We start from the raw sequence: 16,077 nt of genomic DNA on the forward strand, positions 1-16,077 counted from the left end.
GCCTTGGGAGGCCGCCGCCTGATACCGAAAAAACTCCTCGAATGCTTCTTTCAATCAGGAGTCTTATCACATGTTCGAGTTTTTTAAACGTTTGGTGTTCCCCGCCAAAGCCGAAAAAAACGATGTCGTTTTCTGGGTCGATCTCCCCGAGATTCCCAAACCGCCACGCAATCACAAAAACGCCGCAGTGAACCGCTCCTCCGCGGCCGAACTCACGACGCGGCAACACGCTTCTCCCGAACCAGCCATCAGTGCCAGATCGATCGCCGAACCGGTCATCGTGGGCTCCTCCTCCGCCGATCCACATCGACGCACGGTGCAACGCGGCAAACCGCAACCCATGCGACGCCGCGCCGCCGAATCACCGCTGTCGTCGCACCGCGAACGGTTGCTAGCGATGCGAATCGAACATTTGAAACTCTGCCCCGTCGAACGTTGCGAACAGTTGGCGGCGATCGGCGTCCAAACCGCCGGCGATCTGATCTACGGCGACCCCAAGCGAATCTCACAAACGTTTCGCAAGCCAGAACGAGCCGAGCGGGCGATCCGGCGATACCGGGCCGCGATCCGGTTGGCCTTGGCCGTCGATTCCATGATGCCGCGAGACGCGTTACTGCTGGTCGCAATCCATCGCCGCAGCGTTGCGAGCCTCTCAAGAGAATCCGCCGCACAATTGCACCGCGACCTCGAACGGTTCTCGCTCAGTAGCCGCGGAAGCAAAATGATCGGCCGTCGCGGCGTCCCCAGCTTGCGACGCGTCAAAGCCTGGGTCGCCACCTGCCGAGAAATGGCCGCCGCAGCAACCGCTCCCCCTGAGTTCGCCAGACAAGCCGCCTAACGCCAAAGCCGCGTCAAACATCTCAACGCAAGCCACCCGGTCGAAAACGATCAGGTGGCTTTTTTCATAACAACACCCACCACCGCAAAGCAGTCAACCACGCCCGTCAGTCTGCCACGTAATGCAGGTTGCCACGTCTTTCAGTCTACCACGTAATGCAGGCTGCCAGCCTGCAACCACCACACTCACCCGCGAACAAGACACCAACAACGCAGCTCACTCGTCTCCCTCAGCCCCAACGACAACGAGCAGCACGCGCGCACGCGGGACAACAATCATGCGGCGCAGTCCCGAGAAACAATCACCACGCCAACCGCACGCGTGCCGCCTTACGCGGCCCGCTTCTGCGTCGAGGCAACTTCGCTCGGTCGTGGAAACTCGATCGAGCGAGTCGGTTCTTCCGCTTTGGTTCGCTCCGCAAGACGCCGTCGACGACACGAGGCCAGCCAACTGACCGACCACCCCGCCGATACCCCCAGCCCCGTCACCAACGCGACTTTAATCACCGGTGAAACGCCTGGTAGCGCAAACTTCGCCGCGATGTGTGCGAGCCCCACCACAGGATGATGGAGCAGATAGATCATGAACGAAGCTCCCGCGAGTGATTTCATCACTCGTCCGAGCCGATTGATGTTGGCGAGCGAAACACCCATCAACGCAAAGGTCATCAACGCCGCCGCCGCCACACTCATGACCGCGAGCGAAGATCGAACAATGAGCGACGTCACCGGAAGTCCACCGGCAAATCGATCGGATTGAACAACGGGGTCGACTCCGGCCCAGCCGCCGTTCATCCATTGCATCGGATCACCGACCACACCGAGCCACCATGTCCCCGTGCAGACTGCCGCGATCGTCAGCAAAATCCCAGGCCCCATCAGACGTGAACCGTAGTCCCTCACATCATCCAGTTCCGGGTCCAACCGATACCAAAGCGCACCAGAGGCGAAGAACGCACCGCTGTAAAACCATTTCGATACCACGGGCAAAAACGAATGCTGAAAACCCCAAACGACTTCGGGACGCATCGTCAACGATACCACTGCCACTACAAAGCACATCGGCAATGCAATCCGGCCGATCTGCGCGGCACTGCGCCGCGTCAACGACGTCCACACACAGGCCAGAACCAACACGTACATCATCAAGTATTGCAGGAACCACAAATGACTGAGGCCCCAAAGATTGCGATCGATCCCACCCTCAAACTTCATCCGCCGAACGTGACTCACCGAGACCTGACCTTCGGCCAGCCAACCGAGCATCCAGGTATAGAACTCGATCGGCAACAAAAACACAACCGTCAACAGCAGCGGCCAACCCAGGCGACGAATCCGCTGGGTCGCGGTGAACCATGCCCCACGATACGCCATGCTTCGAGCGGCGAAAAAGCCCGCGATCACCAAGAAAATGGGCATGATCACGATCTCGATCGCCCAAAAGACAGCCGTGACTGACTCACTCGGCGAGTCCTGGACACTCCAACTCAACCCGGCCATCGCCGGATTCGCGTACGGGACACACGCATGCAGGAGAACCACCGCCACCGCTGCGCAAGCACGCAACGCATCAATCCCCGCAAAATGGCCGCCTTGAGGGCGCAACACGGGCGCAGCAGGAGAGTGATTTGACGCTGCTGTTATCGGGAGAATGTTGGGCATGTCCATTGCCAGTGGTCGCATCCAAACAGGAATAATGCCCCCGAGCGCCAAAGCAAACGAGGTGAAACCTCGCTTCTACAAAACAAATGCGCAACACCACCAGAGCGAAATTTCAACACGCTCGCTCCTCCACGCCTCCCCGCTCCATTTGGTATGAGCAGCACTCAATGCTCCTGCACATCACCCGGAGAGGTGTACTTATCCAGTATTCGATTCACTAACGAATCAGTCGGCTGCGTAGCGTTGGACATTGTTTCGGTGACCCGCTGGTGGAGTTCCCATTCAAGGAATGGCTCACCCTTCACTCGACCATCCAATACCAATATCTACTGGTCTGTAACGAAGATGGCCGACGCAACAACCGTTGACCAAACGTGTCAGGTACTCGGAGTCGAATTGGTGACCGAACGAAATCGGTCGACCGTTCTGTTTAGCGGATCATCAAACAAACACAGCAATGGCGACTGGGGTTTGCACACCCAATATCAAACTTTTTTCGCAGAATGCGCAAGTAACGCGCAGAACCGAGCAAAAAATGTTTGCACTCGTTCCACTGATCCACCAAGTTTCGGTCACCCAACCCCCAACACCTCCCATAGGCGGACGAATGACACGGTTTTCGCGAATATCGTCATTATTAAAAATCACGCGACCGAGCCAGAAGAAACGGAAGTTGCAAGAGAAACGAAAGGCGCGCAACCACATCGTCCAACAACTCGAACGGCGGGATCATCCCGGATCGATGCTGGAGGCGTCGATGTTTGCTTTGCTCGGACCGCCCGATGGCAAATCGAACGATCCGATCGATCAGATGTTGGATTCAGCGGAGGCGATGCGAGAGAGGCGTGCCGAGTACGAGCGTCTGACCAATTTCAGCCACCGCGCCGCCCAGCCCTATCGAAAGAACCTTCCGGACGATCTAAGGGGCGGACCGCCCAGCAAGCGATTTTTTGAGCAAGACGTTAGCCCTCAACAACGACGGGCATTCCAAAACCGATTTTTGGATCTGCTCGAACGTCGCATGCAGCGACAAGCAAGCAACCCACTACTTGACTCGGTTTTCCAAGATCAAATTGGCGTTGGGCTCGATCAGCCGCTCAGTGAAGATGCCAGCGAGGCAACCTCGCGTAGTGTCATCGATCACTCTCTGGCTGGCCCGACCAGCGGCGGAACCGGCGGTGGTGGTGGAGGCGGTGGTACCAAGGCGCCAATGAGCGAGGCCACTAATCAACCTGGCGGAACCATGGGGGCATCTCTTGGCGGCCAAGCTTCCGGCGGGGGCGGCGGTGCGGATTCGGCGACCGGCGATGCCGTCGAAGTCGCCGCTAGCGAGAATGGGTCCGCCTCGGAATCCGAATCGGGCGCTGAGGAAGCGGTTTCCAGCACCACGCAAACTGAAGACAGCGCGACGGTCACTTCGCGGGATGCTCAATCGCAAGAGACTGAGCAACCAGCGCAAGCTTCCCAAGGGAATGCCTCGCCAGAGACAAATGCATCTCCAGCCATCATTCGTGCGTCGGCCGAAGAGATTTTGCGAGCGACTCCTGCGGCGGGCGCTCCTGCAATCACGACCGCAGCCACGACGGATGGGCGGGGCGAAGGTCGTTTTGTCGTGGTGGCTCAAATCAGTGACGCATTCGCCGACTCGCAGATCATTGATGCGATCGCGATTCGTGATGGAGTGGCACGGTCCCTGGGAAGCCTCACTGTTGATGAAAACGAGCTGGTTGCCCGGCTTGTTGGCGCTGGCAGGCTGAGCAGTGGCGACGAGGTCGTCTTGCATCAACACAATGGCGACGGAGTCCTGGGGAGTGTTTCGGAACGTTGGGTTGTTCAAGAGGCGGGAGATGTTGATCAAGACGGGGTGCCCGAAAGTTTGGAACGACTGCTTACCGACGGAAATCAGGATGGAATCGAGGACGCGGTCCAGGTCAGCGTGGCGACGCTACCCGATGCCATCGAAGGGAAACCAGCAACCCTGGATGCGCGGGGGGATCGATTGGTGGGCGTACGCAACACCGAGCCGCAAGACGAACGATCCAATCACCGGCTGCCGCTTGGCTTGTTCGAGTTCCAACTTCACGACGTCCCGGTGGGGGATATCCGAGCGGTCGACGTGTACCTGCCCGATGACGAGCCGGTCGAGTCCTGGTTCAAAGAGGACCCCGATACGGGCCGGCTCTATGAGTTCTTCTTCGATGGCGAAACCGGCGCCGTGCAGACGGATTTCGGATACACGCTCTATTTGCAAGACGGCGGCCGTGGCGATGAGGATGGCATTGCCAACGGAGTGATTGTTGATCCGGGTGGTCCGGGGTTCGCAGGCTCGATTACCGTCACCGAAGATCGCGAACTATCTACCCTGAATGAGTATGGCGGTTCGTCGTCCGCGTCCGCCGGTGACTATCGAGATATTTCTTTTAATGGGCGAACTTTCAAGGCGGTCAATGAGGGCGACTCACTGTTGACGACCGTGTCGCGATCGATCGTCATTCCCGAAAATCCTTCTTGGTTGATTTTTGGGTTCGAAGCCGGATTCGATCCCGAAAGCGAAGGCCAAATCAACGACGCTTTTGAAGTCGCTTTGTTGGACGCCGACGGCCAAAGTGTGATTTCCACCTTTGATGTGGATCGAGACAGTTACTTCAACCTGACCGAACAATCCGAACAACGTCTGCTGGGGGACGGCAGCCTCCAACTTGAGATTGCCGAGAGTGTTCCGGACAGTAACGACGACAACCCACCGGTCACCTTCACGCAGACCGACGACGGGACGCTTCCGAACTACCGATCTGGGTACGTTGACTTAGATATCTCGACTCTATTCGCCGGCCAAGAAGTCACCCTGGTGATGCGTTTGGTAAACAATGACGGTGATTCGGGATCCTGGTTTCGGCTAACCGATGACCGGCCGATTCCGGTGGCCATTGATGACGCCTACCAAACCACTCAGAACAACTCTCTGACGATCGACGTGGTCAGTGGTTTGCTCGCCAATGATGTCGATGGTGATCTCAACGCGGTTCGCGACTTGGCCGTGATCCTGGATACGGCGACATTGCCCTCATCTGACCAGGGGACCATTGAGCTCGGCGAAGATGGGGCTTTCGTCTTCACTCCTGCGGCGGGATTTTTCAATGTGGGGAACAATGGCACGCCGGAGGATCCCAGTGACGATAATTTCGTTGAGTTCACTTATTTCGTCAGTAACGGCCTATTCAGCAGCGAAGCCCCAGCAACGGTTCGCATTCATGTCGAGAAGGTCAATCAACCACCCATCGCGATCGATGATGATTTCGGCCAGGTTGACGAAGACACCTCGATCACGATCGATAGTGTGGCCAACGATTCCGATCCCGACGGAGATGACATCGGTGTGGTGTCGATCAACGGCACGCCCATCGCCGTCGGCACTCCGGTTGCAATCGAGAACGGATCGGTCGCCCTGCAAAACGATGGGCAGCTTACTATCACACCAGCGGCGAACTTTCATGGTGCGATCTCGTTTTCGTACACGATCGAAGATACCAGTCGGGTCCCCGCGAGCGCCAACGTCACCGGATCGTTTGCATCAGTTAACGATCTCCCTGCAGGGGATATCCCCGATCGCGTTGGACAAGATGCGGCTGGACTGAACGTGGACGCGGCAGCGGGCCTGCTGTCATTCTTCAGCGATGTGGATGCGGGAGACACGGTTTCGATTGGGGAAGTCAGCGGGGTGCCTGCGGGCATTCTTTACAACGCGACCTTGGATCGGTTCGAAGGCGAGTACGCTGCTGAAGCGTCCGCGTTGAGTCCCTACTCGGTGTCCGTGGAGGTCAACGATAGCAACGGCGGGACCATCCTTCGAGCTTTCCAGTGGACCGTTTCCAACCCAGTTCCCGTGGCTGCGGACGACTCGTTCGAAACCGACGCCCTGTCGACGATCACAGCAGCCAACGTTTTCGTCGCCAACTCAACAAACGCCGACACTGATGACGACCTTTTTAGCGTGATCGAAGTCGACGGAGATTCCGCGTCGGTGGGACAATGGATCTCCGGTGACAATGGTGGTCGGTTTTTGATCTCGTCGGATGGATCGTTGCAGTTTGATCCGCAAGGTGATTTCAATGCGTTGCCTGCGGAAGCCGATGCGCTGACGTCGATCAGCTATCGACTGGTTGATTCCCAAGGGGCAACTTCGGACAGTGCGACCGCCACGGTTCGCGTCCTCGGGGTCAACGAAGCGCCGCAGGGTACCGATAATCTCATCAATATCATCGAAGACGAATCGTATGGATTCATGGTTTCGGACTTTGGGTTCATTGACCCCGTCGACAGCCCATCGGATTCGTTCGCCGCACTCGTGGTGACCAGTTTGCCAGCCCCAGCGGAAGGTGCGCTCCTGCTAAACGGTTCCACCGTGAATACAGGCGACGAAATCCCGGTCGATCAAATCGCGAACCTCCAGTTCGTGCCGGTGGCGCAACTGGTCGGTGCGGGGCTCGGGCAATTTACCTTCCAAGTACGTGATAACGGGGGTACCGAGCGTACCGGACAGGACTTGGACCCGACGCCCAACACCATTTCTTTCAACATCGCATCGGTCAACGATTTGCCGGTGGCCGACGATGATGCGCACACGACCCACGAGGACGTCAGCCTCACGGTCGATGTGACTTCCGGTGTACTGGCCGGTGACGGCGATGCTGACGGCGATGTGCTCACGGCGGTGATTCGGTCGCAGCCCACCCTGGGCAGCGTCACCCTAAACCATGATGGCTCTTTCAGCTATGTGCCCGAGGCGAACGTGTTTGGTACCGACACCTTCACCTACGTCGCGAGCGATGGCATTGGACAGTCGAACATTGCCACGGTGACGATCGAGGTGCAGTCAGTCAACGATGCTCCATCGGGAACCGACAACACGATCGTGATTCTCGAAGACGGCCATCACCAATTCTCAGCTGCTGACTTTGGTTTCAATGACCCCTCGGACACACCTTCGGATTTGTTTGCCTCGGTTATCCTTGGATCGGCCCCAGCGACGTCTGAAGGCGTCTTGTCGCTCAACGGGCTCCAACTCGCCGCCGGCGCGGAGATCCCGTTCGGGAATCTTTCCGAGCTTGTGTTCACGCCCATTGCCAACTTGAACGGCACGGGGTTGGGGGCCTTTTCTTTTCAGGTTCGTGATGATGGCGGTGTCGAGCGTGGCGGAGTGGATTTGGATTCGACCAGCAGCACCATCCTGTTTGACGTGTTGCCCGTTAACGACGCGCCACTCGGGACGGACCGAACCGTCGTGGTCAATGAAGACTCGCCCTACGGCTTCAGTGCCTCCGACTTTGGATTCAGCGACCCAGCCGATTCGCCGTCGCATTCCTTGTCGGCCGTGCGGATCAATTCGATACCTCTGGACGGCAGTCTGACGCTTGCGGGTACCAACGTGGTTGCTGGCGATGCGGTTCCGGTTGCCGTGATCGCCTCGTTGGTCTTCACGCCGTCCAGTAACGAACACGGAAACGCTTATACGAGCTTCACCTTCGCGGTGATCGATGATGGTGGAACCGGGCAGGGAGGTGTGGATACCGATACGGAACCCAATACGATCACCATTGATGTGTTGCCCGTCAACGATGCACCCTCGGGCGCCGATCGGACTGTGACGATCAACGAGGATGCGCCCTACGAATTCTCAGCATCCGACTTTGGACTGAGCGATCCGATCGATGTACCTGCGGACTTCTTGGCATCCGTGGTGATCACAACGCTTCCCAATGCGACCGAGGGTGCATTGACGCTCAATGGATCGAACGTCAGCGCCGGTGCCGAGATCGATGTGGCCGACCTTGGCAATCTGGCATTTACACCGGTCGGCGAACTGAATGGCAGTAGCCTGGGTGCGTTCACGTTCCAAGTTCGGGACGATGGTGGTGTGGACCGTGGCGGCATCGATTTGGATGCGACGCCCAACACGATCGATTTTGACATTCAGTCGGTCAATGACCTGCCGGTTGCCGATGACGATGCCTACGTCACCAATGAAGACAGCACGCTGACGGTGGTTGCCGCGGCGGGTGTGCTTCATGGTGACAGCGATCCTGATGGCGATGCGCTCACGGCCGTGATCCAGTCCCAACCGACTCTCGGTAGCGTGACGCTCGGTGCCGATGGTTCGTTCACCTACGTGCCCGATGCCAACGTCTTTGGCACCGACTCGTTTACCTACGTCGCCAATGACGGCTCAGACACATCGAACCTAGCTACCGTGACGATCGAAGTCTTGCCAGTCAACGATGCTCCCGCTGGCGCTGATCGAACCGTGACGATCGACGAAGACACCTCTTACGACTTCACGGCCGCCGATTTTGGATTCACCGACCCGTTCGATATTCCCGCCGACGTGCTGGCATCCGTGGTGATCACATCGCTACCCGATGCGACGGAGGGTGCCTTGACTCTCAACGGATCGAGCGTCAGCGCCGGTGACGAGATCGATATGGCCGACCTTGGCGATCTGGCATTCACACCGGTTGCCGAACTGAATGGCAATAGCCTGGGTGCGTTCACGTTCCAGGTTCGCGACGATGGTGGTGTGGACCGTGGTGGCGTCGATTTGGATGCGACGCCCAACACAATCGATTTTGATATTCAGTCGGTCAATGACCTGCCTGTTGCCGATGACGATGCCTACGTCACCAATGAAGACAGCACGCTGACGGTGGTTGCTGCGGCGGGTGTGCTCGATGGTGACAGCGATCCTGATGGTGATGCGCTCACGGCCGTGATCCAGTCCCAACCGACCCTCGGTAGCGTGACGCTTAGCGCCGATGGTTCGTTCACCTACGTGCCCGACGCCAACGTCTTTGGCAGCGACTCGTTTACCTACGTCGCCAACGACGGTTCGGACACGTCGAACCTAGCTACGGTGACGATTGAAGTGTTGCCGGTCAACGACGCTCCCGCTGGTACCGACCGAACCGTGACGATCGACGAGGACACGTCGTACGACTTCACGGCCGCCGATTTTGGATTCGCCGACCCGTTCGACACTCCGGCCGACGTGCTGGCATCCGTGGTGATCACATCGCTACCCGATGCGGCCGAAGGTGCTCTGACTCTGAATGGATCGAGCGTCAGCGCCGGTGACGAGATCGATATGGCCGACCTTGGCGATCTGGCATTCACAACGGTTGCCGAACTGAATGGCAGTAGCTTGGGTGCGTTCACGTTCCAAGTTCGGGACGATGGTGGTGTGGATCGCGGCGGCGTCGATTTGGATGCGACGCCCAACACAATCGATTTTGATATTCAATCGGTCAATGACCTGCCGGTTGCCGATGACGACACCTACGTCACCAATGAAGACAGCACTCTTGGGGTCGATTCCTCCGTTGGTGTGCTCGATGGTGACAGCGATCCGGATGGCGATGCGCTCACGGCCGTGATCCAGTCCCAACCGACCCTCGGTAGCGTGACGCTTGGCGCCGATGGTTCGTTCACCTACGTGCCCGATGCCAACGTCTTTGGCACCGACTCGTTTACCTACGTCGCCAATGATGGTTCGGACGAGTCGAACCTGGCCACGGTGACGATCGAAGTGTTGCCGGTCAACGACGCTCCCGCTGGTACCGACCGAACCGTGACGATCGACGAAGACACATCTTACGACTTCACGGCAGCGGACTTTGGATTCACCGACCCACTCGATACTCCCGCCGACGTGCTGGCATCCGTGTTGATTACATCGCTACCCGATGCGACCGAAGGCGTGCTGGAATTTTCCGGGACACCCGTCGGACTGGGGGATGAGATTCTGGCATCCGACTTGGCGAGCCTGACCTTCACCCCAGCCGCGAATCGGAATGGAGGGCAGCTCGGCTCGTTCACTTTTCAGGTGCGAGATGAGGGGGGGATCGATCGCGGAGGTTTGGACCTTGATCCGTCGCCCAATGTGATCGATTTTCAGATCGCTTCGGTCAACGACCCTCCTCAGGGGGCCAACCAGACAATCGTGATGAACGAGGACTCTTCTTACTCGTTTGGCCAATCGGACTTTGGTTTCAGCGACCCATTCGACGTGCCATCCGATTCTTTCTCGGCAGTGCGGATCGACTCGTTACCGGCCACGGGCGCATTGACGCTTTCCGGGGGCATCGTATCGGTGGGTGACGTCGTGCCCGCAGCGGTGATCGATTCGCTGTTGTTCACGCCGGTTAGTAACGAGTACGGCGACGCGTATTCGGGTTTTACTTATTCAGTGATCGATAGCGGCGGAACCTCTTCGGGTGGAATCGATACTGATTTAGAACCGAAGACGTTTTCAATTAACGTGCTGCCCGTGAATGATGCTCCTTCGGGAACGAACCAGACTTTCCAAATCGATGAAGACAGTTCGTATGGCTTCACAGCGGCTGACTTTGGATTCACCGATCCGGTCGATGTCCCCGCCGACGGGCTGCAGTCGGTAGTGATCACTTCGTTGCCAGACCCGAGCGAAGGGACGCTCACCTTTTCCGGGGCACTCGTCGGTTCGGGTGATGAAATCAACGTCACGGAACTTGGCAATCTCGTCTTCATCCCGGTTTCGGGGTTTGCAGGAGATGGCGTGGGCAGTTTCCAGTTCCAAGTGCGAGATGATGGTGGTGTTGAGCGTGGAGGCATGGACATAGATCCGACGCCCAACACCATCGACTTTGATATTCGGTCGGTCAATGACTCGCCTCTTGCCAATCTGGACGCGTACATAACCAACGAAGACAATGCGTTGGTGATCAGTTCCGCTGATGGCGTTCTAGCCAATGACAGCGATCCTGATGAGGATTCGCTCGTGGCTGCTATCGTGACGCAGCCCACAGGCGGTAGTGTTTCGCTTTCAGCGGATGGATCTTTCACTTATATGCCGAACGCGAATGCATTTGGCACGGATTCATTCACGTATCAAGCCAGCGATGGTTTCGCCAGTTCGGTCACTACCACCGTGACCATCCAGGTGTTGCCAGTCAATGATCCACCGACGTCTGTCGATCGATTCGTTTCGGTTGCCGACAATGACACCTATGGTTTCACAACCGCCGATTTCGGCTTCACCGATCCGGTCGATATCCCATCCGATCAGCTCTTGTCGATTGTGATTGACACACTTCCGGACACTGGGGCTCTGCGGCTCAACGGACAGCTGGTTTCTGCCGGTGACGAAATCGCGGTCGCGGAAGTGAACACGCTTCAGTTCATCCCGGGCGGGAACGTGAACAGCACGACAACCACTTCGCTCGAGTTTCGAGTCCGCGACGACGGGGGGACCCAGCTCGGTGGAATCGATCTTGCGCTTTCACCGAACACGATCACGATTGCAATCACTCCGACTAACGACGCGCCGCTTGCTGTCGACGACACATTCGTGACCGAAGCGGGCGTCGCGGTGTCGATTCCCGTTCTTGCGAATGACTCGGATCCCAATGATGACGTGTTGGCGATCGTTTCGGTGAACGGAGTTTCGCTTGCGGCCGGGCAATCGACCGAAGTGACGGGAGGAACAGTCGAGCGTCTGTCGGACGAGACGCTACGGTTTTCACCCGGCAGTGATTTTTTCGGGGACGTGTCCTTTGACTATGAAATCACCGATGGGGAACTCTCTGACATCGCGATGGTTTCAGGAACGGTCACGCAAAGCCACGTCGGTGTTTGTTACCCGGTCATTGACTTTGATCGAGCTGCCAATGGTGCGTTTACCGAAGGTGGCGACCTCGCGGCGGACCTGTATTCGGATTGGGGAGTGACGATCTCCAGCGCCAACCCTCAGCGTCCTGCGATGCTATTCGATTCTTCAGCCCCAACTGGAGGTGATCCGGATCTTGGATCGCCCAACACGAGTTTCGGCGGCCCCGGAGTTGGCACGGGTGGTGCCTCGAGTGCGACCGGTGAGAACGCCCTGCATCAAAAACGAATCCTGATCATTAGTGAGGATGGGGATTCATCGGATCCAGACGATAATGCTCACGGTGGTGTCCTTGTGTTCGAGTTCGATGCGTCAACCACCGTACACTCAGTGGGTTTGCTCGATATCGACGACTTACAGTCAGAGATTCGTCTCTACGACGCCGCTGGGTCGCTGATTGACTCGTTCGGCGCCGCTGATTTGGGCAACAATTCCTACCAGCGTGTCACGATCGAAACGTCTGGAATTTCCCGGATGGAGATTGAATTGGCCGGTAGCGGCGGGGTGACCGACCTGCAATTCTGCAATGACAACGAGCCCCCGGTGGTGAGCTACACGCTGACCGAGACGATCGACGAGGCGACCACCGCCACCTTGGATCTGCAGTCGACCGGGATGATCGAAACACTCGTGATCGACTGGGGTGATGGGAATCAGCAAACCGTCGCCAACCCCGCGGAATCCATCACGCATACCTATCCCGACGGCGATGAGGTTTACGAGGTCTACTTCTACACCGTCACCGGCGGGGCAATCGAAGCCGTCGAAACGACGATCACGGTCAATAACGTCGCTCCCCTGCTAACCATTGCCGCCCCGGCGGAGGTGGACCAGGGCGAGAGTTTCCAGTTGAATCTTTCGGAAGTGGATCCCGGCGACGATACGATCTACGCATGGCAGATCGATTGGGGTGACGGTTCGTCGGCTCAATGGGTCAACGGCAATCCCTCGAGTGTGACGCATCAGTATTCCTCGGTGGGCACGTACACGATTTCGGCGAAAGCCTTTGACGAAGATAGCCCTCACAACGGAGGGTACGTCGAGTCCAACGGTCAACTTGTCTTTGAGGCTGAGTCGTTCACAACATCGGTGGATGGGACGGGCAATGCGTCAAACAATGATTGGACCGTGCAAACTGATGCCAATGCGTCGGGAAGTGAGTACCTCGCGGCGACACCCAACAGCGGTGTCAACACAGGTGACGCGACGAGGGGACCGCGGCGTGACTACCAGATCACCATTGATGGTCCGGGTACGTTCTACGTTTGGGCTCTGACGCGAGCGTCGTCCGGGGCCGATGATTCGGTTCACCTCGGTGCGAACGGAACGTTGTTGACCGGCGGCCGGTTTGGCCTGAACAACAATTCTTCGAATTGGTCCTGGCAAAACACAGTCGATGGACGATCGGGCGATGATCGCGTGTCCGTCACCTTCGATACCGGGGGAACCCACACGATCAATCTTTGGATGCGCGAGGACGGGGCGCAAATCGACAAGTTGTTCCTAACTCGCGACCCGCAACAAACGCCAACGGGTGATGGCGGTACCGCCACCGTCGCGGCAAGTGGTGGCTATGACTCCAACTCGGTCCAGGTCACCGTGATCGGCGTGAACCAGCCACCAAAGGCGCACGATGACATCTACAGTGTCAACGAAGATAGTCACTTGGATAAGAGTGCGAGTCGCGGTGTGCTCCGCAACGATCATGACCCCGAGGACAGTCCGCTCACCGTCTCTTTGGTATCGGAAACGCAGAACGGTGTTCTGAGTCTTTCCGCCGACGGAAGTTTTACCTACACGCCGGATCCTGATTTTGATGGCTACGACCACTTTGTGTATCAGGTGTCCGATGGAGACAAAACAGACACGGCCACGGTCACCATTCATGTCTGTCCTATCAACGACCCGCCGGTTGCCGTCGACGATCAGTACAGCACGACGGAAGACGTTGCGTTGTCGATCGATCCGTCCAATCCTTCGACGGGAAATAGTCTTTTGGTCAACGATACCGACGTCGACAACAGTACATTGGATGTGCAACTCGTCCGGGTTCCCGAACATGGTAGTGTGACAATCTCCGATGACGGCGGCTTCGTCTACACACCACAATCCAATTATGCCGGTTCTGATGAGTTTCGCTATCGTCTGTTTGACGGTCGTGCTTACTCCGAAGTGGCCGTGGTGTCCATCGATGTGCTCAGCGTGAACGATGCGCCGATTGCCCACGACGATGCTTATGTAACGAGCCACAACGTGCCGATCACGATCAGTGCTGGGGATGGGCTGTTGGACAACGATTCGGATCCGGACGGCGACGCCCTCTCGGTCGTTAGTGTCAGTGAGATTTCACCGACCGGTAGCGGCACCTTCACTCACGCGGCCGACGGTTCGTTCGTGTTCACACCCGCCGTTGACTTTCATGGTTCGGTCACACTGTCGTACACCGTATCCGATGGAGTGCTGACCTCGGACTCCGCGACGGTCACGATTTTGGTCAACAACCCAGTCGACTATGCCAAGTTCTTCGTCGCCGATCATGATAATGATGAGGTGTACAAGTACGATGACGACGGCAGTGTCGTCGACGGAGACTATGCCTTCGATGTGCGTAGCGACGACTCTCCGCTTGGTGTCGCCACGACCAGCGTCGGCGACAAGGTTTGGACGGTCTCTCGAAATCACGAGGTCGTGATTTATAGCGCCGATGGTAATGAGCTCGGCAAATGGCAAGCCCTGCATACCTCCGGCAACCATCGTAACAGCTACGCCGAAGGGATCGCGGTCTTTGGAGACGATGTGTGGCTGGTCGATGACTACTACAACAAAGTCTTGCACTACCCAGGCGGTTTGCACCACACGTCCGGCAATCACAATGCCGCCAATGTGTTCTATCTGGCCAGCGGCAACAACGACCCACGTGGAATCACGACCAACGGCGAGTACATCTTTGTACTTGAGGGGCACAACTACACGCCGCGTGTCTATGTTTACAACATGCAGGGCCACTACGTCGGCAATTGGAAGATGAACCTGGGTGGTAGCTACAAGAAAGTGGAGGGCATCACCGTCAACCCAAACGCCAATGCCGACGGATCCCCATCAACCGAAATTTGGGTCGTCGACGACAAATCGGACAAAGTTTTCTACTTCCCCTACGGCACGACCTACCGTAGCGGCAAGCACTCCCATACCGAAAGTTTTCACCTCCACGCCGACAACTGGGATCCCCACGGCATCGCTGATCCGGCACCGGGCGATTCTGACTACTTGGCTCCGACGGATCCGACCAAAAAAGAGTGGGTCAATACAGGCGGTGGCAACTGGAACGATCCGGCCAACTGGGAAGACGGTTCGCTGCCAGATGTTAACGATGACGTGCTGATTCCTGAGCTCGCTGGGGACGCCGTTATTCTTGTCAACTCATCGACAGCCGCCGAGATTCAATCAATCGAATCAGCGGAAACTCTTCTCATCAGTGGTGGATCCTTGACGCTGTCCACGAATCCGTCTCAGGTCAATCACTTGAGTGTGACGGGCGGTCGGCTCGAAGCGAATAGCTTGCTAAGCGTCGCTCAAACGTTCAATTTCACCGGGGGCGCTCTATGGGGCGACGCGGGGATCGAACTGGCCGACACCGTCATCGGCACGATGTCAGGCAGCAATTACAACGAATACAGTTCGACGATCGCGACAACACTGACCAACCATGGCACGCTCACTTGGGATAGCGAGTACGCCGTGAACTTGGGGGCCAGGATCGATACGACTGGCAACTTCAGCTACGAATACTTCGGTGGCACGCTGCTCAATCACGGGACTTTGGAATTGACCAGTGATGCTCGGCTCAATGATCTGTCCAGTGACTACGACTACGACACCGA

3 protein-coding genes are annotated in these 16,077 nt (G+C 57.3%); 2 read left to right on the forward strand and 1 reads right to left on the reverse strand.

Annotation, left to right across the window (positions count from 1 at the left end):
• Positions 1-70: 70 nt before the first annotated feature.
• Complete coding sequence (locus FHS27_RS11755) at positions 71-838, forward strand: DUF4332 domain-containing protein (protein ID WP_184305135.1); 768 nt, start codon at positions 71-73, stop codon at positions 836-838.
• Positions 839-1,167: 329 nt separating this feature from the next.
• Here FHS27_RS11755 and FHS27_RS11760 read toward each other — a convergent pair whose 3' ends face one another.
• On the reverse strand, positions 1,168-2,499 hold the full coding sequence (locus FHS27_RS11760; protein ID WP_246419586.1) for an acyltransferase family protein: 1,332 nt from the start codon (positions 2,497-2,499) through the stop codon (positions 1,168-1,170).
• A 673-nt stretch (positions 2,500-3,172) separates the two neighbouring features.
• Between FHS27_RS11760 and FHS27_RS11765 the strand changes: the two genes are divergently transcribed.
• Positions 3,173-16,077, forward strand: a 12,905-nt coding sequence (locus FHS27_RS11765) for an Ig-like domain-containing protein (RefSeq protein WP_184305136.1), incomplete at its 3' end; no start/stop codon positions are given.

This window comes from Aporhodopirellula rubra, from assembly GCF_014192335.1.
GTDB classification, from domain to species: Bacteria; Planctomycetota; Planctomycetia; order Pirellulales; family Pirellulaceae; genus Rhodopirellula; species Rhodopirellula rubra.